General features: G+C 40.4%; 17 protein-coding genes and 1 tRNA gene. 6 read left to right on the forward strand and 12 right to left on the reverse strand.

What is annotated here, in order from left to right:
* The 6 genes from Q0E08_RS05960 to Q0E08_RS05985 all read right to left on the reverse strand — a co-directional run.
* The coding region (locus Q0E08_RS05960) for a beta-methylgalactoside transporter (protein WP_294777968.1) at positions 1–962 on the reverse strand (962 nt) is incomplete at its 3' end.
* A gap of 13 nt (positions 963–975) precedes the next feature.
* Positions 976–2,511 carry a sugar ABC transporter ATP-binding protein gene (locus Q0E08_RS05965; RefSeq protein WP_294777970.1) on the reverse strand — a complete coding sequence of 512 codons (1,536 nt, stop codon included), beginning with the start codon at positions 2,509–2,511 and terminating at the stop codon, positions 976–978.
* A gap of 76 nt (positions 2,512–2,587) precedes the next feature.
* Positions 2,588–3,697: a galactose ABC transporter substrate-binding protein gene (locus Q0E08_RS05970; protein ID WP_294777971.1), complete on the reverse strand. Its 1,110-nt coding sequence runs from the start codon at positions 3,695–3,697 to the stop codon at positions 2,588–2,590.
* A gap of 208 nt (positions 3,698–3,905) precedes the next feature.
* Positions 3,906–4,892, reverse strand: coding sequence for a substrate-binding domain-containing protein (locus Q0E08_RS05975; protein WP_294777973.1), 987 nt, complete (start codon positions 4,890–4,892; stop codon positions 3,906–3,908).
* Positions 4,882–6,609 (reverse strand): sensor histidine kinase, encoded by a 1,728-nt coding sequence (locus tag Q0E08_RS05980; protein WP_294777975.1) that lies wholly within the window; start codon positions 6,607–6,609, stop codon positions 4,882–4,884. The genes Q0E08_RS05975 and Q0E08_RS05980 overlap by 11 nt, the downstream gene beginning before the upstream one ends.
* Positions 6,602–8,185, reverse strand: a complete 1,584-nt coding sequence (locus Q0E08_RS05985; protein ID WP_294777977.1) for a response regulator — start codon at positions 8,183–8,185, stop codon at positions 6,602–6,604. Before Q0E08_RS05985 ends, Q0E08_RS05980 begins: the two co-directional genes overlap by 8 nt.
* A gap of 154 nt (positions 8,186–8,339) precedes the next feature.
* Between Q0E08_RS05985 and Q0E08_RS05990 the strand changes: the two genes are divergently transcribed.
* Both Q0E08_RS05990 and Q0E08_RS05995 read left to right on the forward strand, forming a co-directional pair.
* The gene (locus Q0E08_RS05990; RefSeq protein WP_294777979.1) at positions 8,340–8,978 is read left to right on the forward strand and encodes a DNA-3-methyladenine glycosylase; all 639 of its coding nucleotides are present in this window, start codon (positions 8,340–8,342) and stop codon (positions 8,976–8,978) included.
* A gap of 8 nt (positions 8,979–8,986) precedes the next feature.
* Positions 8,987–9,526, forward strand: coding sequence for a methylated-DNA--[protein]-cysteine S-methyltransferase (locus Q0E08_RS05995; protein WP_294777981.1), 540 nt, complete (start codon positions 8,987–8,989; stop codon positions 9,524–9,526).
* A 445-nt stretch (positions 9,527–9,971) separates the two neighbouring features.
* Here the strand turns inward: Q0E08_RS05995 and Q0E08_RS06000 are convergent.
* From Q0E08_RS06000 to Q0E08_RS06010, 3 genes are all read right to left on the reverse strand, one after another.
* Positions 9,972–10,048, reverse strand: a tRNA-Arg gene (locus Q0E08_RS06000).
* Between the two features lie 82 nt (positions 10,049–10,130).
* Entirely contained in the window at positions 10,131–10,589 is a 459-nt protein-coding gene (locus Q0E08_RS06005) for a C-GCAxxG-C-C family protein (protein WP_294777983.1), read from the reverse strand.
* Positions 10,589–11,281 (reverse strand): hypothetical protein, encoded by a 693-nt coding sequence (locus Q0E08_RS06010; protein ID WP_294777985.1) that lies wholly within the window; start codon positions 11,279–11,281, stop codon positions 10,589–10,591. The genes Q0E08_RS06005 and Q0E08_RS06010 overlap by 1 nt, the downstream gene beginning before the upstream one ends.
* Before the next feature lie 195 nt (positions 11,282–11,476).
* On the opposite strand from Q0E08_RS06010, the gene Q0E08_RS06015 reads away from it, so the two are divergent.
* The gene (locus Q0E08_RS06015; RefSeq protein ID WP_294777987.1) at positions 11,477–12,460 is read left to right on the forward strand and encodes a hypothetical protein; all 984 of its coding nucleotides are present in this window, start codon (positions 11,477–11,479) and stop codon (positions 12,458–12,460) included.
* A gap of 310 nt (positions 12,461–12,770) precedes the next feature.
* Here Q0E08_RS06015 and Q0E08_RS06020 read toward each other — a convergent pair whose 3' ends face one another.
* The 3 genes from Q0E08_RS06020 to rsmA are packed head-to-tail and all read right to left on the reverse strand — an operon-like array spanning position 12,771 to position 15,628.
* On the reverse strand, positions 12,771–13,352 hold the full coding sequence (locus tag Q0E08_RS06020; RefSeq protein ID WP_294777989.1) for a hypothetical protein: 582 nt from the start codon (positions 13,350–13,352) through the stop codon (positions 12,771–12,773).
* 3 nt (positions 13,353–13,355) lie between these two features.
* Positions 13,356–14,765, reverse strand: coding sequence for an MATE family efflux transporter (locus Q0E08_RS06025; protein WP_294777991.1), 1,410 nt, complete (start codon positions 14,763–14,765; stop codon positions 13,356–13,358).
* A 2-nt stretch (positions 14,766–14,767) separates the two neighbouring features.
* Positions 14,768–15,628: a 16S rRNA (adenine(1518)-N(6)/adenine(1519)-N(6))-dimethyltransferase RsmA gene (gene rsmA / locus Q0E08_RS06030; RefSeq protein WP_294777993.1), complete on the reverse strand. Its 861-nt coding sequence runs from the start codon at positions 15,626–15,628 to the stop codon at positions 14,768–14,770.
* Between the two features lie 243 nt (positions 15,629–15,871).
* On the opposite strand from rsmA, the gene Q0E08_RS06035 reads away from it, so the two are divergent.
* The 3 genes from Q0E08_RS06035 to Q0E08_RS06045 are packed head-to-tail and all read left to right on the forward strand — an operon-like array spanning position 15,872 to position 19,844.
* Positions 15,872–16,258, forward strand: a complete 387-nt coding sequence (locus Q0E08_RS06035) for a MarR family winged helix-turn-helix transcriptional regulator (RefSeq protein WP_294777995.1) — start codon at positions 15,872–15,874, stop codon at positions 16,256–16,258.
* Entirely contained in the window at positions 16,255–17,994 is a 1,740-nt protein-coding gene (locus tag Q0E08_RS06040) for an ABC transporter ATP-binding protein (protein ID WP_294777998.1), read from the forward strand. The genes Q0E08_RS06035 and Q0E08_RS06040 overlap by 4 nt, the downstream gene beginning before the upstream one ends.
* On the forward strand, positions 17,994–19,844 hold the full coding sequence (locus tag Q0E08_RS06045) for an ABC transporter ATP-binding protein (protein ID WP_294778000.1): 1,851 nt from the start codon (positions 17,994–17,996) through the stop codon (positions 19,842–19,844). Before Q0E08_RS06040 ends, Q0E08_RS06045 begins: the two co-directional genes overlap by 1 nt.
* The last annotated feature ends 48 nt before the right edge of the window (positions 19,845–19,892 follow it).

Genomic DNA, 19,892 nt, shown 5'->3' on the forward strand with positions numbered 1-19,892 from the left:
AGTACGCCGATTACGATACCGCTGATTTTACCTGTACCGCCTACAAACGATACACCGCCGATTACGCAAGCCGCAATGGCGTCACATTCGTAGTTAAGGCCTGTATTTGCCGAACAGGAAGCGATACGCGCACCTTCAATAAAGCCGGTAATACCGTACATAACGCCTGCAAGAACAAATACCATAAGTATTGTCATAAACACATTTACGCCGGAAACTCTTGCGGCTTCCTCGTTTGAACCTACGGCAAACATATTTTTGCCGAACTTTGTTTTGTTCCAGATAACCCACATAACAGCAGTTAAGATTACCGAATAAAGAACATACTTAGGGATTGCAACACCGCCGATTGTAAAGAGTGTGCCTGTGATAAAGTTTGTATATGACGCATCAAGACCCGAAAGAGTTTGACCGTTGTTGCCGCCTATCATAAGGTACATAAGAACAGTACCGAAAACGATAAGCTGAGTTGAAAGAGTAACGATGAACGGATGAAGCTTGAACTTTGCTACAAAGAAGCCGTTTACAAGACCTACAAGCGCACCGATTGCGATAACCGCAAGGAATACCACAAAAAGCGGCATTGTGTTGAGGTTAGGGAACATTTTGTTTGCATAGCCCGTCATCTGCAAAAGCGAAGCCGCAACGCAGGCGGTAAGACCTACGCATCGGCCTGCGGAAATATCCGTACCGGTAAGTACAATACATCCTGCAATACCGAGAGCTATAGGAAGTTTTGCGGCAGTGAGCGAAACAATGTTTACTATTGACGAAACGCTCAAGAATGCCGGAACCTTAATTGCTATAAAAACCACTGCAATAGCAATAATGATGTACATTGCATTGTTAAAAAGCAAATCTGTGATTAATCTTTTTTTATCGTCCTTGTCTGCCGCCTTGAACTTTTCAATCCAAACGGAAGCACGGGAACACTTAACTTTTTTTACACTTGTGTCAGCCATAATGAAATCCTCCTTAGACATATTTTGCTGCAAGAGTCATAATTTCTTCCTGATTTGTTGTCTTTGCGTCAACTTCACCCGAAAGTCTGCCGCCGGACATAACAAGGATTTTATCGCATACGCCCAAAAGCTCTGCCATTTCGGAAGAAACCATAATGACTGTTTTGCCTTTTTTTGCAAGGTCAAGAATAAGCTGATAAATTTCGTATTTTGCACCTACATCGATACCTCTTGTCGGTTCATCGAGAAGAAGAACGGTAGGGTCGGTCAACAGCCATCTTGCAAGGATAACCTTTTGCTGATTACCGCCCGAAAGAGAGCTGATTTTAGTTTCCTGATTAGGAGTTTTAACTCTGAGAGATTTTATATATTCATCGGTTGTGTCCTTCATTTTCTTTTTGTTAAGGAACGGACCTGTTTGGTACTTTTTAAGGCTTGAAATTGTTGTGTTTTCTCTGATATTGAGAATGCCGAAAATACCCGTTGCCCGTCGTTCCTCGGTTAAAAGGGCAAAGCCGTTTTTGATTGATTCGTGCGGATTGCGGTTTTTAACCTCTTTGCCGTTAAGCGTGATTTTGCCGCTCTTTTTGGTTGTAATGCCAAAGATTTGCTCAAGCAGTTCCGTTCTGCCGGAGCCGTCAAGTCCCGCAATTCCGAGGATTTCTCCCCTGTTTGCTTCAAACGAAACATCGGTGAGATTTGTATATTCTCCGCTTAAATTTTCAACTTTAAGCAGAACATCACCGATTTTGTTATCCTTTTCGGGATAACGGTTTGTAAGTTCACGGCCTACCATAAGTTTGATAATCTCGTCCATGGTAAGCTCGCTTGCCGGCTTGGTTGCTATCCACTTGCCGTCACGCATAATGGTTACTTCATCACTTATACGCAAAATTTCTTCCATCTTATGGGAAATGTAAATAATGCCGCATCCTCTGTCACGAAGCATATTGATAATACGGAAAAGGTGTTCAACCTCTTCTTCGGTAAGCGACGAGGTAGGCTCATCAAAAACAATAATTTTTGAATTGTAAGAAACCGCCTTGGCAATTTCTACCATCTGCCTTTGCGAAACCGACATGGTGCTCATAACCGTTTTCGGGTCAACATTAATATCAAGATCTTCAAAAACTTTCATTGTTTCATCGTACATTTTCTTTTCGCTTGTAAAAGGCAAAAACTTTGAAACCTTTGGAAATCTTCCGAGCCACATATTATCCATAACATTACGCTTGAGAGCTTGGTTAAGCTCCTGATGCACCATTGCAACACCGTTTTCAAGAGCTTCCTTGCTGTTTTTGTAATTAACCTCTTTGCCCTCTACATAAATGTGACCGTTATCTTTGCTGTAAACACCGAAAAGACATTTCATAAGCGTTGATTTGCCTGCACCGTTTTCGCCCATAAGAGCGTGAACCGTGCCTCTTTTAACTGTAAGCTGTGCATGATCAAGTGCCTTAACGCCCGGAAAAGTCTTTTCTATATCAACCATTTTTAACAATATATCTTTGTCAGTCGCAGCATCGGATTTTTTTAAGTTTTCTTGCATATCTCTTCTCTCCTATCTGCTGAATATGACGGTTGAGGCAAAAGCCTCAACCGTAACTGTCTTTGCAATAATTTTATTATTCTGCCGAATCTGCTGTGTAAGCCGAGTAAGGAATGTTAACTCTCCATGTGCCTACAACATTTGCTGTGTCGATACCTTCAAGTGCTGTTTTCTCATTGAGGTAATTTGACATAATCGTTGTGATTGCCGAAGCCATACCCTGAGCGTCCTGCTTAATTGTACCTACCATTGAACCTGACTTGATAGCCGACTTAGCTGCGTCTGTTGCGTCAACGCCGAATACAGGAATAACTGTTTTGCCTTCTTTGTTATAGCCTGCTGTTTGAAGTGCGGATACTGCACCCAAAGCCATTTCGTCATTGTTTGCGATAACAAGTTCAATCATATTTTTATTTGATTCTGTATACTGAGCAAGTGCTGTGCTCATATAGTTTGTAGCGGCTGCGGATGACCACAAGCCGTCCTGGTCAACAAGGTACTTGTTCTTGTTTGCCGAATCGTAAAATTCGAGTGCCGGCTTGCCTGCCTTTTCAAGAACTGCATCTGCGTCCTCAACACCGTACTTTGTGCGGGCGATAGCTTCCATGTTGCCCTCTTGACCCTTAAACATTACATAGCTGATTTTGCCGTCACCGTTAAGGTCAAGTTTGTCATAATTATTTACAAGATATTCGCCAATCATCTGACCCTGCATATGACCTGCCTGCTCGTAGTCTGTACCTACAAATACGCATTTGTCATAGCTTTCGATAACCGATTGGTCAACAGAACGGTTAAAGAAGATTACGGGAACATTTTGTGCCTTTGCAAGATTGATAATGTTTTGAGCCGCATCGTTTGAACCGGTGTCAACTACATTAACAATAAGCAATGACGAACCTTTTGCAAGTGCTGTTTGAACCTGCTCGGTTTGTGTTGTTTGGTTGCCGTTTGCATCATAATCGTTGTATGTGTAACCGCCGTCTTTTAAAATTTTATCCATTGATGAGCGTACCGTTGAGATATACGCATCACTGAATGTGTAGTAAAATACGGAAATTTCACCCTTGTTTGATGCCTTTTTGGTTTCGGTATCGCCGTCGCTCTTGTTTGATGAGCATGCGGCAAAGCCTACAACCATAACAACCGCTAATAATAATGCCAACAATTTTTTCATCTTTTTCATAAAGACTACCTCCTTAAAAATTTATTGTTAAGTCATTTAGCATCTTCATTATATCTGTGGGGCAAGCGAAACTGAATAGAAAATTTTATTCAAACTGTATAAAAATTTATCATTTTTTCAATTTATTATGTTTATATTGTAAACATTACCAAAAAAATAAAGCCTGTATACATTGTTTGTAACGCATACAGGCTTTATACTGATTTATTTAATTATTTTCATTATTAAAGCTGAAAAGGATTTTTTGGACATCGGGTGAAAACATATTTTTACGATTTACAACATAAGTATCCGTTTCGATTACTCCGTCGGTTTTGGCATTGCCTAAAAGAAGTTCGGCAGCTTTTGATACCGAGAGATACCCCATAGAAAACGGATTTTGAACAATCAGCGTGTCGATTTCTCCGGTTTCAAGCATACCGACGCAATTTACATTGCTGTCAAATCCTATGCCGAAAACTTCATCTTTCAAATTCAATTCCTTTATGGCATAGCCTACACCGAGGGTTGACCATTCGTTAAACCCTATAAGCACATTGATGCCCTTGTTTTCTTCAATAAGTTGCTTTGCCCCCAATGTTGCATTTTCGGCATTTGATTCAACATTGACCGAGGCAACAACCTTTGCATTTTTTACCTTGTCAATATAATCGGTAAAGCCTTTTAAACGCTGTTTGCCGTTTTCGGTATTTTCGCCGTAATTTACTATACCTATATTAACGGATTTTTTATTCTTGCAAAGTTCAATCGCCTGCTCAGCCGCTTTTTTGCCTGCCGACACATTATCCGTGCCGATAAACAGTTCCTTGCCGTTTGCATCAACATCACTGTCAACCGTAATTACTTTTATGCCTTTGTCAATCGCCTTTTGAACGGCAAGAGCATTTTTTTCGTAATCGATGGCTGAAAGAACTATTGCACCCACATTTTTTGAAACAGCGTTTTCAATCATTTTGTTTTGGCTCTCGTAATCTTCTTCGCTGTCGGGGCCCTCAAATGTAATATCTATATTATATTCGGTTGCGGCAGAAAAAGCGCCGTTTTTCACATCATTCCAAAAATCGGAATCACTGCCCTTTGTTATCACGGCTACGGTTTTACTTTTTGGTGACAGATTACCACCCGTACAGCCTGCAAAGCAGAAAACAAGAGAAAGTACAACGGCAAAAGCAACAAGTGTTTTTTTAATATTCATTTTCGTGTCCTTTCTCTATTTTAGGTATTTTAATTGTTACGGTTGTGCCCACATCAAGCTCACTGTCTATCGTAATTCCGTATTCCTCGCCAAAATATATCTTCAATCGGTCATCAACATTTTTAACACCGATACCCTTTGAATCGCTCCTGCCCTTTTGGAGAACCGCCTTGCATTGCTCCTCGGTCATACCGAGTCCGTTATCCTTGACGATAATTGCAATGTCCTTGCCTCGTCGCTCAACGATAATCTTAATTTCGCCCTCATCAACCATTCGGTCAAGTCCGTGATAAATAGCATTTTCAATAAACGGCTGAATGGTAATTTTGTTGCACATACAGTCCAAAACACTTTTGTCAACATCAAAGGAATAAGTAAACTGATTTTTGTATCTGTAACTTTGAATGATAAGGTAGCTTTCGGCATGCTTGAGTTCATCGCTGATTGTAATAAACTCGTTGCCGTGGCTTATACTGATTCTGAAAAGTTTTGCAAGCGCACCTACCATTTTAACGGCGTCCTTGCTGTTGTCCTGCTCGCACATCCATTGAATGGAATCAAGAGTATTATAAAGAAAGTGCGGATTGATTTGTGCCTGCAAAGCCTTAAGTTCGGTTTTTCTGAGCACAATTTCCTCATTGTGCACCTTTTCCACAAGCGACTGAATCATAAGCACCATATGTTCAAATGATGTTGACAGGGTTTGAAATTCGGCAACATTGCTCATATCGGCTTTATATTCAAAGGTTTCCGCCTGCTTTTCAAACTTCTGCATAGAGGCAACAAGCCGTCTTACGGGACGGGTTACGGTCCTCGAAAGGAGAAAATAAATAACCGCAGACATAAAAGCACTGAAAAAAAGTGCAAATATCAATCCTACAACAACCTGACTTTTGACAGCCTGTGTAATTTCATCGTTAAAGCTGACGCCCACTATTTTCCAATTACAGGAATCGAGCGACGAAATATTATAAATATTATCCTTTTTTCTGTGTATTCCGTCCGAAAGTTCGGATATTTCGGAAGTATTCTCCTCTTTGAGTCCCGAAAAAAGCATTTGCTGTTGAGGATGATATATAATTTGACCTTTTGAGTTGACTATATAACAATATCCCCTTTGACCGATACTCACCTTGTCTATATATTTTGCAATTGACGAAAACTTAAAATCAACCGCAACAAACACCTGCTGCGAAAAAAGATTTGAATACTCTTTTTTTGCAATGGTAACAACCCACGGATATTTGTTTTGATAAAGCGTGTTTACATGCGGTTGACTGATTGCATAACCGTCCTTCAGATTTGAATAAACCGACTTGTCAAACGACAAATCCGTTGAGCCGCCTTTTATATTTTCGTTTGTATCGTTCCCGTTAGACAGCACATTGCCCTGCATATCGTAAATGCTCACGCAATATATATCATCTTCAAGCCTTGATGCGGTTGATATTAACTTTTGAAGTGATGCGGCATCGGTGCAGTTATCGGTTTCAATACAAAGATTGTCAAGTTTGCTTTTTATTGAAAAAATATAGTTTGACACCGTTTCGTCAGCCTGTGACACCGACTGCTTGCTTGTAACATACGCAGAACTGAACATTGAATTTTTATAAAACACGCTGAAAAACAATGTTGAAGCAAGGGTTGAAAAAATAACCCCGAAAACAACAATTGCAATAATCAATACCGAAAGTTTTGTTTTGCTGTGTTTAAACATTGCCTCCTCCTAAATGTTCTTCTCTGTACTTATTAGGCGACATACCAAAATATTTTTTAAAGCAGTAGCTGAAATAATGCTGGTCGCTGTAGCCGCATTTTTGCGAAACCTCAAATATTTTCATAGAAGTGCACAAAAGCAAATCGCTTGCCGCCTTCATTCTTCGTTCCGTTACAAGTGCAACAAAATTTTGAGATTTTGTTTTCTTGATAAGGGCACTCAAATAGTTTGGACTTACGCCCAATTTTTCGCTTGCGTCGGTTAATGACAAATCCTCATTCATATATTCGTCATTGATAATTTGAAGTGCTCTGTCGCAAATTGCTTCGCTCTCGTGCCTTTGAGAACGCGAAATAATATCCCTTGCGTCAAGGCAAAGCGAAATTAATTCTTTCTTGTACTGCCCGTTAAAATCAAACGACAAACGGGATGTAAAAAAGTTGTTTGATGTAAAAAGTTCCGACAAAGCATCGCTGTCCGATAAAACGCTCACGCACCTGTGTGCCGTTGCAAGTATTTGAACAATCAAATAATCCAAGCTGTCCCTGCTTTTTTCTGACAGCATATCTTCAAGAAAAGCGCTGATTTCGTTTTTATTGCCTACTTTCAAAAGCTGTTCAAGCTTATACACAGATTTTTCCACATTTTCAAGTTCAAAACTGCTTTTTCGCTCTTGGTCGTTAATAAATCTAATATCACCGGCACCGTCGGAAGTGTATCGCCTTGCCGTAATAGCCTGCGTGCATGCAAGCGATAAAAGTGCCGGACTGTCAACGGTTTGACTGATACCTATTGTACATTTTTGATTAAACAGCTTTTTTGCACTTTGCACAAGTTCAATAACAGGCAGGCGAAGTTTTGTTGACATTGCCTCAGGCTCACTTGTTACAAGAGTGACTATTCTGCCGTTAACCAAAAAACTTTCGCACAAAGCGTATTTACCGACAATACTGTTTACAAAATCAATATGGTGAGCCTCGGTGCGATTTTCTCCCGTAAATGTTTTGAATTTTGAAACAACAATACTGTAACAATCGTTGTCACCTACAATAAGTCCAAGCTGTTTTGCACTGTTTTTGAGTTCTTCTTCGGTGTAAATATCCTCGCCGGTGCCGAGAAGCAAAGGCAAAAGGAATTCTGTTTTTTTAAGCCTTAATTCAATTTCTTCGTTTGACGAACCGGATTTAAGCCGCTCAAACTCGGTATCCATTTCAACCTTGATTTTTTCAAGTTCCTCAGTTAGTTCACTTGCGGAAATAGGCTTCAAAAGATAACGGATAACATTGTATTTAAACGCTTCCTGAGCATATTCAAAATCATCATATCCGCTCAAAATAACGAGTTTTGTGGCAGGGCGTATTTCTCTTACCTTGCGTGCAAGTTCAAGACCCGTCATAAGCGGCATTTTTATATCGGTCAAAATCAAATCGGGTTCAAGTTTTTCAAGAAGTTCAAGCGCCTCAATTCCGTTTTCGGCATCACCCGCAACGCTGAAGCCTGCCTGTTCCCAATTTATACTTTTTATAATCGCCTCTCTTTGGCGGATTTCATCATCAACAACAAGAACACTGTACATAATTCATTTACCCTCTCATTATAAACAAATATTTATGTATAACTATTCAAATTTATTATATTAAAACTTTTGCCGTTTATCAAGTAGAATTATCTTTTCAATTTTGTCTGATTATGTTAAAATTTATTTGAATATCAAAATTGAGGTATTACAAATGTACTTTGAATACGGAAAAAAAGAAATTGAATATCTTAAATCCAAGGACAAACGCCTTGCGGAAGTTATAGACAAAATCGGCATGATAGAGCGTGAGGTTGACAGCGACCTTTTTTCATCGGTTGTTCATCATATCATCGGTCAGCAAATTTCAACAAAAGCACAGGAAACCGTCTGGCAAAGAATGACAGACGCATTAGGCACGGTAAACGCATCCGTAATACTCGATGCCGGAGCAGACAAATTGCAATCGTTTGGAATATCATACAGAAAAGCCGAATATATCACCGACTTTGCAAGCAGAGTAAATGACGGCAGTTTTGATATAAATGCAGTTGAAAATATGAGCGATGAAGATGCAATCAAAGAGCTCTCATCACTCAAAGGCATAGGCGTTTGGACGGCGGAAATGATTTTGTTGTTTTGTATGCAAAGGCCGAATATTTTGAGCTTTGATGATTTGGCAATACAACGAGGTATGCGAATGGTGTACCATCACAGAAAAATCGACCGCAAACTGTTTGAAAAATACCGCCGCAGGTTAAGTCCCTATTGCAGCGTGGCAAGCCTGTATTTTTGGGCTGTATCGGGCGGAGCAATCCCCGAAATGAAAGATTATGCACCGAAGAACAAATAAGGAGAAAAATGACATATATACATCACTACAATTCACCGCTTGGTAAAATAACAATGGCAAGCAACGGCTTGGCACTAACAGGACTGTGGTTTGACGGACAAAAATATTTTGCCGAAACAATAAATGACGAAATCGAAGAAAAATCGCTTTTGATATTTGACAAAACCGCAAAGTGGCTTGATATATATTTCAGCGGCAAAGAACCGGATTTTACACCCGAAGTTATAATTAAAGGCACACCGTTCAGAAAAGCAGTCGGCGAAATTATATTGAATGTTCCATACGGCAAAACAATGACCTACGGTGAAATAGTAAGTAAAATCGCCAAGCAAAAAGGCATTGAAAGAATGTCGGCACAGGCTGTCGGCGGTGCTGTGGGGCACAATTCAATTTCAATAATAATTCCATGCCACAGAATTGTAGGCACAAACGGAAGCCTAACGGGCTATGCCGGCGGAATAGACAAGAAAATAGAATTACTAAAGCTTGAAAAAGTCGATATATCAAAATTATTTTCACCCAAACATTTTAAAAGCTGTCAAAAGTAATTAAACAAGTTCGTAAAAAACCAAAACGGAAAAATCCACTTTGGACTTTTTGGTACGCCTCGTCCAAACATATTCCGTATTCAAACAAATTGCCAAGTCAATTTGTAACGAATACTCCATATGTTTCTCCTCTCAAAAACTGCCGTACAGCAGTGCGTCAGTTTTTGTATATGGTATTTTTGCATACTTTCTGACATAATAAAAAAGCCATCAGGTAAAAATACCTAATGACTTTTTGGTACGCCGGAAGGGACACAGCTGTGAGCTTGGCTCACAGCTTATTTCGTTCGCCGACTATGGCTTCGCCACAGTAACCGGCTTCACGCTTTTTGCTAAAAACAGTCCACCGGACTGTTTTCTTAACGCAAAAACCCTCTCAGGGTTCGAGTCCCTGCAAACCAAAATAATAAAAACGAGGAACATCCTAAAGAACATTCCTCGTTTTTGGTACGCCGGAAGGGACTCGAACCCCCGACCTACTGGTTCGTAGCCAGTCACTCTATCCAGCTGAGCTACCGGCGCATATGCAAGTGTTTTTCACTTGCGCAAATTACTATAACACATTGCACAATAAAAAGCAAGTGTTTTTTTACAAAATCACTAATTATTTTTGTGAATTATCGGCAATAAACTTTTCAAGTATATCGGCAGACATCTTTACAAGTTCGCCGCAAGGACGCTTTTTGTAATAGCTATCCGTTCTTTTTTCGGGTTGAGGATTGTCAAATCCGCTTTTAGTCAATCCTAAGAGTTCACGGCAGACAACCGAGCCGTTTTCGTCTTTAAACTCACCCGCTACCTTTTGAACATCGGCATAGAGCTGTGCCTTTGCATCGGCATCGGTTGGGTCTGAATAGCCGTAAAGAGCAGACAAAACAAACGCAGTTCCGCTGACTGTACCGCAAACTTCTCTCATTCTGCCCATTCCGCCGCCAAAGCCACCGGTGAGGCGTGCAATCATATTACTGTCCATACCTATTTCATCGGCAAAAGCAAGTGCAACAGCCTGTGAACAATTATATCCCTGCTCAAAATAATTCTTTGCAATATCGCCCTTTGTCATTATTCGTCAACCTCGGTTACATCGGTGATATAGGTAAATACCGCTTCCAATTCCGTATCGCCGTTAACGGTAAATGTATAAGCCTCGTTTGAAGAAACTCTCTTGCCGTTTTTATACCATCCGTCAAACTCATATTCGTCATCGGCTCTTGCAATAACGGTGCATTTTTCGCCTTGAGCGTATACGCCGTCACCTTCTACCTCTCCGCCCTGCGAACAGCTTGCGGTAACGGTATATTCCGTAACCTGAGTTGTGGATTGGGTTGTTGTTTCGGCAGTGGTTGGAGTTGTTGTAGGTGCCGTTGTAGGTGCAAGTGTAGTAGGCTCTGTTGTAGGAGCAAGTGTAGTTGAAAACGATGTGTCCTCAACATCATTGTTTTTCTTTGAATTACTGATTAAAACAGAAGCAATAATCGTAACAACAAGAGCAAGAACAACTGCTAAAACAACAATTATAATAAGTGTTTTTTCTTTTGATTTGTTATTATTTTTATTATCATCTTTATTATTATGAGGCGGCTGATTTGATGCCGGTCTTTGATTTGACTGAACTACCGGAGCAACTCTTGTTTTGCCCATATCGTCCTCTTTTACGGCCTCGGTTTCATCGTCCTCATCGTAAAGTGGTGAGCCGCAATTTTGACATATATATAAATTATCATCATTTTCGCTTCCGCAATTCTTACATCTCATAATGCATCCCTCCGCATTTTTGATAATTATAACACATATAATGGTAATAAACAATATTAATTTTAAATAAAAAATCACAAGATTTTAAATTAATTTTGAATTACCTATTGACTTTTTGTTCAAATTGTAATAAATTTATGATGTAAATGTTTTCCGTAAAGACGAAAACGCATTAAGGAAAGGGGATTCCCATAAATGAAGAAACTAATCAAAAGAATTACATGTTTGGTTTTGGTTGCTGCTCTTGTAGCTTCTCTTGCAGGATGTGCAAAACTTAACTATGTAACAAACGGAACAATCCAGGCTATTCAGGAAGTTAAATCCGGTGAATGGAAAAACGCAGGCGAAGAAGGTGCCGATGACGCAGCAGCACAGGAAGATACTTCTGTTCTTGAAAAGTCATTCGAGCCAAACACATACGGCGGAGTTGAGTTTAAGGACTTTAATGATGTTGCCAACTATTATGTTGAAGCATATAACTACACAAAGACACTTACCGCTCAGTATAAAGATGCCGACGGTAAAACACAAACATTCTATAAAATGCTTGGCTCTGAAAACCTTGAGGTCGGCAGTGTTATGATCGACGGCAAGGAAAACAGCACAATCAACAGTCTTGTTCCAAGCATTGTAGGTCCAATGTTTGACGCTAACATCTACGGTCTTGTACCAAGCGGCAACAGAAACCCTGAGCTTGATAACAACCTTGATGACCCTACAAGAAAGAATGACCATGATTACAGAACATCAACTTTCACAGGCGATGACATTCTTGACGCAAACATTGTTGACAACGGCGACGGCACAATCACAATGACAATTCAGCCTAAGCAGGAAGAACTTGCTTTCCGTGGTGAAGGCTCACAGGGTTCATTCTTTGAAGTTCTCGGCGATATCACAGCTGCAGTTAAGAGCATCACTGTTCTTTCATTCACAGAGGGTGACGCTTCGGATAACGTAAAAGTTATGTACAAAGGCGGTACAGGTGTTATTACAATCGACACAAAGACAAAAGAAATCACAGCCGCTAAATATGTAATGATTGCAAATGTTGATGTAACACACGCTTCAATCGCAATCATCAAAGATAAGAGCGCATCTGTAAAGATCACTTACACAAACGAATATCCTGCATCAGATGAATACCTCAAGGAACGCAGAGGTGTAGTAAGACTTTAATCTTACACAACAATCACAAATATAGAAGCTGTTGAGAAAGTTTCTGAATTTCATTTTCTTGCGAAGGAAGATGTACGATGGTACCTCGACTGAGCAAAAAACGAAAAACGCCAAAAATGCTGTAAGTTTGATACTTACAGCATTTTTTAACCCCTCCGTCAATACTCCGTGTTGCCACCTCCCAAATAAGAGGCTAATCGGTTGATTATATTTTGGCGTGGTTCAGGGGCTTTATCGACAGTCTAAAAGGCTATGGAAGAATCCATAGCCTTTTTGTTATGTTCAAACGCTTAATATAAAACAATTCTAACTACACATTATAAGTCATAACCGTCTCTGTAAACTGTGTATCCATAAACGGTTTGCTGTATGCAACAACAAAATCTTTTGATTGCATATAATCTATATATTTTCTGCTGAAAGTATCGTAAACCAAAGTAATGCCTTCCCTGTCGGCAAAATCAACGGCTTCGGCAATCAATTCCTGCAAGCTGTCAGATTTGCCGTTTGGGTCGCTGTATACGGTCAAAACCATGGCCTGCTTGTTGCCCGGAAGCAAAGTATCGCATATATCTTCAAGATTTTCTTTGTGAAGAAACACCTTTGAAGAAAAGCTGTATTTTTTTAATTTGTGACCCGACAAGCCTTTAAACTTATATTCAAAATCTTTTGGGTCAACAAGCGTTACAACAGCGGTTGCATGCTTATCTATAAACACCGTTTCTTCATCAACAAAACGAGGAAGATAATACATCATATAATCATAAATAAAAGCCTTACGCTTATTTATATCGCTGCAAAAGAACATAAACAGCGGCTCTTTTATAAATCGTTCACCAAAACGCTCGGATATTTCCCTGAGCGTTTTTTTATCAATACTGTTAATATACATAATTTAATCAAGCTCAGCGAGCTTTGCCTCTTTTGTTAATTTTTTTGTAGTTGCACGGAACATAACTGCCGCCAAAATAATACAGCAAGCATCGGCAATCGGTTGTGCCCAAATTACGCCCTCAAGTCCGGCAACCTTATTCATAATAAACAACATCGGCAGGAAAATCAAGCCCTGTCTGCCTGCCGCAAGAACAAGCGACTGCATACCCTTGCCCATTCCCTGAAAAGCAAAGTTGATAATAAACATAATGCCAAGGAAAGTTCCGGGTGTCATAAGTGCGGTAATCATCTTTACGCCGTATTCAATTACAGCCTCGTCATCGATGAACATACCGATAACCTGACGCCTGCACAAGATATAAAACACCGTTACGCTTGCACCGATAATTACATTGCACATCATACCGAAATGAATACTCTTTTTCATTCTGTGATAATTTTTTGCACCGTAGCAATAACCGATAAGCGGCTGAATGCCTTGTGCAAGACCGATTTGGAGCATAACCACAAGCATATTTGCCTTCATCGCTACGCCCATTGCGGCAACGGCATTGTCACCGTACTTTGCAAGAAAAATATTTACAACGATATTTGAAAGCGACATAAGAAGATTGTTGAGTGAAGCCGGAAGACCTACATTTACAACACCCTTAAATATACCGTCTTTAACCGAATATCTGCTCGGTGTAATTGACAAAATCGACTTGCCTTTCATAAAGTAAACAAGAAAATAAACAACAGATGCAATATTGCCGATAACCGTTGCAATAGCCGCACCTTTTACGCCCATATTAAAACCGAACGGCATCGAAATACCAAACAGTTTATTGCCCTGTGAAAGAATGAAAATCGGGTCGAGAATAATATTGAAAACCTGACCGATAACCATACCTATCATAGATTCCTTTGCGGCACCCTCACCTCTTATGAGGTTGCACGCAACAATACTTGTAACGCTGAACACACCGCCAAGCGAAATCCAAAACAAATAATCACAGGCAAAATCAATGGTATATTTACTTGCACCTACAAGGAAAAGAAGCGGTCGTCTGAAAACAATAAACAATACAGACAAAGCAACCGCAACCATAATACCTGTATATACGCAAAATGATGAAATCGACTTAATCTTTTCCCTTTTACCCTCACCGAGCGAACGGCTTATATATGCACATCCGCCTACGCCGAAAAGGTTGCCGATTGCAAGGAAAAACAAAAACACAGGCATGGCAACCGAAACGGCGGCAACCTGATTTTTATCTCCTGTCTGACCTACAAAAAAGGTGTCGGCAAGGTTGTATATAATGTTAATGAGCATACCGAGCATACTCGGAATTGCCAAAGTTCCGACTGCCTTAGGCACCGAATATTCGGTAAAAACAATTGTACTGTCTTTTCTTTCTTTAGCCATAATCAATTAAACAGTAAATCCGTAAGATTTACCAAATCCTCCATTTTCAAATTTTCGGCTCTTACCGTAGGAGCAAGTCCGAGCTGAGCCAAAGCGTTTGTAACTTGCGGTTTGGACTTGCCGAGTGAATTGGACAACGAATTAACAAGCGTTTTTCTTCTCTGTGAAAATGCACACTTTACAAGTGAGAAAAACTGTTTTTCGTTTTTAACATCAAACTCCGGCTTTTCCCTGACAATAATTTTTATAACGCTTGAATCCACCTTTGGGCTTGGCATAAAACATTCTCTGCCGACATTAAACAAAATCTCGCTCTCGCCGTAATAATTAACCGCAACACTGACCGCACCGGCTTCTCTTGAGCCGATAGGTGCACAGAGTCGTTCTGCCGCCTCCTGCTGAACCATAACTTCAATTTCGGTTATCGGCAGTTTGCTTTGAAGAAGCATCATAATAACGGGTGAAGTGATGTAATAAGGCAGGTTTGCACAAACTTTCACCTCATCGCAGTCCGCAAATTTTGCCGCAATAAGGGCGTGCAAATCTATTTTCATAACATCGCCTTTTACAAGTTCAAAGTTATCATAATCTGCCAAAGTCTGCTCCAAAACAGGATAAAGTCGCTCATCAAGTTCAACCGACACGACTTTGCCCGCCCTTTTGCAAAGTTCCTTTGTAAGAACACCGACACCCGGTCCGACTTCAAGAACACCTGTTTTTTCGTCAGCACCGAGCATTTCTGCCATGGCAGGGCAAATACTGTCATCAATAATAAAGTTTTGACCCAGGGCTTTTGAAAAATTGAAGCCGTGAGCGGATAAAATCTTTTTAACTGTGTTGTAATCGCACAAATTGTAATCCATAATCTGCCCTCCCGATAATATCGCCATATATTTTAACATAATATATATACTATATCAAGTGGGGCTGTTTAACAAAAATAAAGTGTTGACATTGAATTTTTTTGTGCTATAATACCTTTAGCCGGCTAAATATTAGCCGACTAAATAAAATTCGGAGTTGTTAATTTGAACAAGAAAAAATCCTGTTGTCCTCCACCTCCGCCAAAGGGACATATTGCCCCGAGAATAGGTATGGTGGCAAGGATGGAAAGAGTAAATTTTAACAAAGCGGTTGCCGATGAAGGACTTTTTGCAGGTCAACACAAGATAATTATGTTCCTGAAACTTCAGGGCAGTGCAACAATCGGACAGATAGCCGAGGAAACAGGCACAGCACCGTCAACGGTGTCGGTCAGCATAAAGCGAATGGAAAAAGCAGGCTTTGTTAAAAGACGGACAAGCAAAACAGACGGAAGAATTACCGAAATTTACTTGACCGAAAAAGGAAATGCCGTACCCGATAACATCAGACGAAAAATGGATGCGGAAGAAAAAATGCTAACAAACGGACTGAGTAAAGAAGAAATCAACACTCTGTCGGATTTGCTTGACAAAATAATAGAAAACTTTATAAAGGAGGAGTCCGAATGATAAAAAAGCTATCTAAATATCTTAAAGGCTTGGGTTGGCTTTGCGTGGCAAGTGCCGCCGGTATGATTATCGAAGCAATGTGCGAACTTGCACTGCCGTCGATAGCAAACAGCGTGTACGAAATGGTAAAAAGTGCCACGGGCGACCCTACACAGCTAAAATATAAAATCGCAAAAATCGGCTTGCTTATGCTGATTATGGCGGTTATCGGACTTGCAGGCGGTTTGATGACGATGAAAACATCATCCGTTGTAAGCCAAAAATTTTCATACAGATTAAGAAAAGCTATGTACGACAAAATCTCGTCATTCTCTTTCAAAAACATCGACACATTTTCAACATCATCACTCACAACAAGACTCACAAATGATGTTACAATGCTTCAAAATACGGTTATGATGGGGCTTCGTATATTGGTAAGAGCACCCGCACTCCTCATTGTTTCGGCTGTATTTGCATTTTCAATCAATGCAAAGCTGTCAATGATTTTGCTCATTCTCTTCCCTATTATGATTATCATCATTACGGTTATCCTCAAATTCGGCTTTCCTATGTTCCAAAAGATGCAGAAGAAAATTGATAACATCAACCGAGTAGTGCAGGAAAATCTCATCGGTATCAGAGTTGTAAAAGCATATGTGCGTGAGGACAGAGAAAAGGACAAATTCCACAATGCGTCCGACGAGCTTGCAAAACAAGGCTCAAAGGCATCGGGTCTTATCATCACGGTTATGCCTGTTATGATGCTTCTTATGAACTTTGTAATTATATACATCTATTACAAAGGTTCGGTTGACGCAAGCAAGGGACTTATGAATGTAGGTCAAATATCGGTTTTGGCTAACTACATCATTCAGGTACTTATGAACATAATGATGGTGTCAATGCTTATGCTCCAAATCACAAGAGCAAAGGCTTGCGGCGACAGAGTTGTTGAAGTGCTCGACACGGATGTTGATATAGTAAATCCGGAAAACGCATTTAAGCCTACCGACCCTAAGGGCGAAATCGAATTTAAAAATGTTTCGTTCGGCTACAATGACGGAATCGATATTTTGTCAGACATCAGTTTTAAAGCAAAACCGGGCAGTATTGTAGGCATAATAGGTTCAACAGGTTGCGGCAAATCCAGTCTTGTAAACCTTATTCCCCGACTTTACGATGTTACGGGCGGTGAACTTCTTGTTGACGGCGTAAATGTTAAAAATTACGACCTTGAAGCACTCCGTGAATTGACAGGCGTTGTACTCCAAAAGAATGTACTTTTTACAGGCACAATCAAAGAAAACATCAAGTGGGGCAATCCGAATGCCACGGATGAAGAAATCATTGCAGCTTGCAAGGCGGCTCAAGCTCACGACTTCATTATGAGCCAACCTGACGGCTATGACACCGTGCTTGCACAAGGCGGTTTGAACCTTTCGGGCGGACAGAAGCAAAGACTTTGTATTGCAAGAGCAATCATCAAGCAACCGAAAATTCTTATCCTTGACGATTCAACCTCTGCCGTTGACACAGCGACCGAAGCAAAAATCAGAGAATGCTTCTACAACGAGCTTAAGGACACAACCGTTTTGATTATCGCACAGAGAATTTCATCGGTTGCAGAAGCGGATGAAATCGTTGTGCTTGATGACGGCAAAATTGACAGCATAGGCACTCACGACGAACTTATGCAAACAAGCGAAATCTATCAGGAAATTTACAAAACACAACAGAAAGGAGTGACTGAATAATGCCGGGACCGGGCGGAAGAGGCGTACCGGGTCAAAAGCCTAAGGACGCAAAGAAAACATTAAAACGCATTTTGACATATATGGGCAAAAGTAAGCTGCTGTTATTCGTGGTATTTTTGTCACTCGTTATGGCAACGGTTTGCCAAATGGCGGCATCATATTGGCTCAAACCTATTTTGGACGATGTTGCATCATCAATTCAGGCAGGCAATTTTGCCACAGAGGGTATTAAGCAATTAATTAAAAATCTTGTGATTGTATCGGCATTTTACATCGGCGCTTCGCTTTTTATATTCATACAGTCAAAAATTATGGTAAAAATCGCATACAGAACTTCAAACATTATCAGAAAAGATTTGTTTGACCATTTGCAAACATTGCCGCTCAGATACTTTGACAGTCAAACTCACGGCGAAATTATGAGCCGTTTTACAAACGATGTTGACAACATTCAAATGATGCTTGAGCAATCTATCGTTCAGCTTGTATCATCGGTATTCAGCTTTATAGGTATCATCATAATGATGATTGTACTTGAATGGCGACTTTTCATTGTTGCACTTGTATTTCTTATCATTATGATTGTAAACTCGATGAACATTGCAAAGCACACAAGAAAATACTTTAAGGCTCAGCAAAAAGCTCTCGGCGAGATGAACGGTAATATTGAAGAAACAATCGAGGGTATGAAAGTTGTTAAGGTATTCAACCACGAGGAGCAGGCAAAGGAAGACTTTGAAGAACTTAACGAAAACTTCCGTCAGGTTGCAACAAAGGCAAACTATTACAGCGGTATTATGGGTCCTTGCTCAACGGGTATCAACAACGCTTCTTACGCAAGCGTTACACTTGCAGGCGGCTTACTTGTACTCACAAAAGGGCTCAGCATCGGTACATTCTTCACATTTTTGAGCTACTCGAAACAATTTACACAGCCAATCAACCAAATTATGAACCAAATGAACAATGTATTCTCTGCTCTTGCAGGTGCCGAAAGAGTATTTGCCGTTATGGATACCGAAAGCGAAGTTGACGACGGCACGGTTACGCTTGAAGAAACCGCAACGGAGAACGGCAAAGTTTGGAACTGGGTTGACGGCGACAAAAGAATTCCTGTTAAAGGCGAGGTTGTTTTCAAGGATGTAACCTTTGGCTATGTTGAAGACAAAGTTGTTCTTCACGACATCAACCTTTATGCAAAGCAGGCACAAAAAATTGCATTTGTAGGCTCAACAGGAGCAGGCAAAACCACAATAACAAATCTCATCAACAGATTTTACGATATTCAGGAAGGTACAATTACCTACGACGGAATAGACATCAAGCGAATTAAAAAGGCTGATTTACGCCGTTCGCTTGCTATGGTGCTTCAGGACACTCACCTGTTTACGGGTACAATTATGGATAACATCCGCTACGGCAGACTTGACGCAACAGACGAAGAGTGTATTGCGGCATCCAAGCTTGCAAGTGCACATTCATTCATCAAGCATCTTCCGGACGGATACAACACGGTTATCACATCGGACGGTGCAAACCTCAGCCAGGGACAGCGACAGCTCCTTGCCATTGCAAGAGCCGCGGTTGCAGACCCTCCCGTTATGATTCTTGACGAAGCAACATCTTCAATCGACACAAGAACAGAAGCTCACATCGAGCACGGTATGGACAGATTGATGATAGGCAGAACAGTATTTGTAATTGCTCACAGACTTTCAACAGTAAGAAATTCAAATGCGATTATGGTGCTTGAAAACGGCAGAATCATTGAAAGAGGCGACCACAGCGACCTGCTTGCACTCAAAGGCAGATACTATGAGCTTTGCACAGGTAAAGCACAACTGTCTTAAAAAAATCAATTCGTTACAAATATTACAATTTACATTTTATTAAAAAAG

Origin of the sequence: uncultured Eubacterium sp. (genome assembly GCF_934561735.1) — a bacterium.
Lineage (GTDB): Bacteria > Bacillota > Clostridia > Oscillospirales > Acutalibacteraceae > Eubacterium_R.

What these genes read in the sequence shown, in the direction of transcription:
- Q0E08_RS05965 (WP_294777970.1), bottom strand. Translation starts at nt 2,511, where the DNA reads ATGCAAGAAAACTTAAAAAAATCCGATGCTGCGACTGACAAAGATATA.
- Q0E08_RS05970 (WP_294777971.1), bottom strand. Translation starts at nt 3,697, where the DNA reads ATGAAAAAGATGAAAAAATTGTTGGCATTATTATTAGCGGTTGTTATG.
- Q0E08_RS05975 (WP_294777973.1), bottom strand. Translation starts at nt 4,892, where the DNA reads ATGAATATTAAAAAAACACTTGTTGCTTTTGCCGTTGTACTTTCTCTT.
- Q0E08_RS05980 (WP_294777975.1), bottom strand. Translation starts at nt 6,609, where the DNA reads ATGTTTAAACACAGCAAAACAAAACTTTCGGTATTGATTATTGCAATT.
- Q0E08_RS05985 (WP_294777977.1), bottom strand. Translation starts at nt 8,185, where the DNA reads ATGTACAGTGTTCTTGTTGTTGATGATGAAATCCGCCAAAGAGAGGCG.
- Q0E08_RS05990 (WP_294777979.1), top strand. Translation starts at nt 8,340, where the DNA reads ATGTACTTTGAATACGGAAAAAAAGAAATTGAATATCTTAAATCCAAG.
- Q0E08_RS05995 (WP_294777981.1), top strand. Translation starts at nt 8,987, where the DNA reads ATGACATATATACATCACTACAATTCACCGCTTGGTAAAATAACAATG.
- Q0E08_RS06005 (WP_294777983.1), bottom strand. Translation starts at nt 10,589, where the DNA reads ATGACAAAGGGCGATATTGCAAAGAATTATTTTGAGCAGGGATATAAT.
- Q0E08_RS06010 (WP_294777985.1), bottom strand. Translation starts at nt 11,281, where the DNA reads ATGAGATGTAAGAATTGCGGAAGCGAAAATGATGATAATTTATATATA.
- Q0E08_RS06015 (WP_294777987.1), top strand. Translation starts at nt 11,477, where the DNA reads ATGAAGAAACTAATCAAAAGAATTACATGTTTGGTTTTGGTTGCTGCT.
- Q0E08_RS06020 (WP_294777989.1), bottom strand. Translation starts at nt 13,352, where the DNA reads ATGTATATTAACAGTATTGATAAAAAAACGCTCAGGGAAATATCCGAG.
- Q0E08_RS06025 (WP_294777991.1), bottom strand. Translation starts at nt 14,765, where the DNA reads ATGGCTAAAGAAAGAAAAGACAGTACAATTGTTTTTACCGAATATTCG.
- rsmA (WP_294777993.1), bottom strand. Translation starts at nt 15,628, where the DNA reads ATGGATTACAATTTGTGCGATTACAACACAGTTAAAAAGATTTTATCC.
- Q0E08_RS06035 (WP_294777995.1), top strand. Translation starts at nt 15,872, where the DNA reads ATGGAAAGAGTAAATTTTAACAAAGCGGTTGCCGATGAAGGACTTTTT.
- Q0E08_RS06040 (WP_294777998.1), top strand. Translation starts at nt 16,255, where the DNA reads ATGATAAAAAAGCTATCTAAATATCTTAAAGGCTTGGGTTGGCTTTGC.
- Q0E08_RS06045 (WP_294778000.1), top strand. Translation starts at nt 17,994, where the DNA reads ATGCCGGGACCGGGCGGAAGAGGCGTACCGGGTCAAAAGCCTAAGGAC.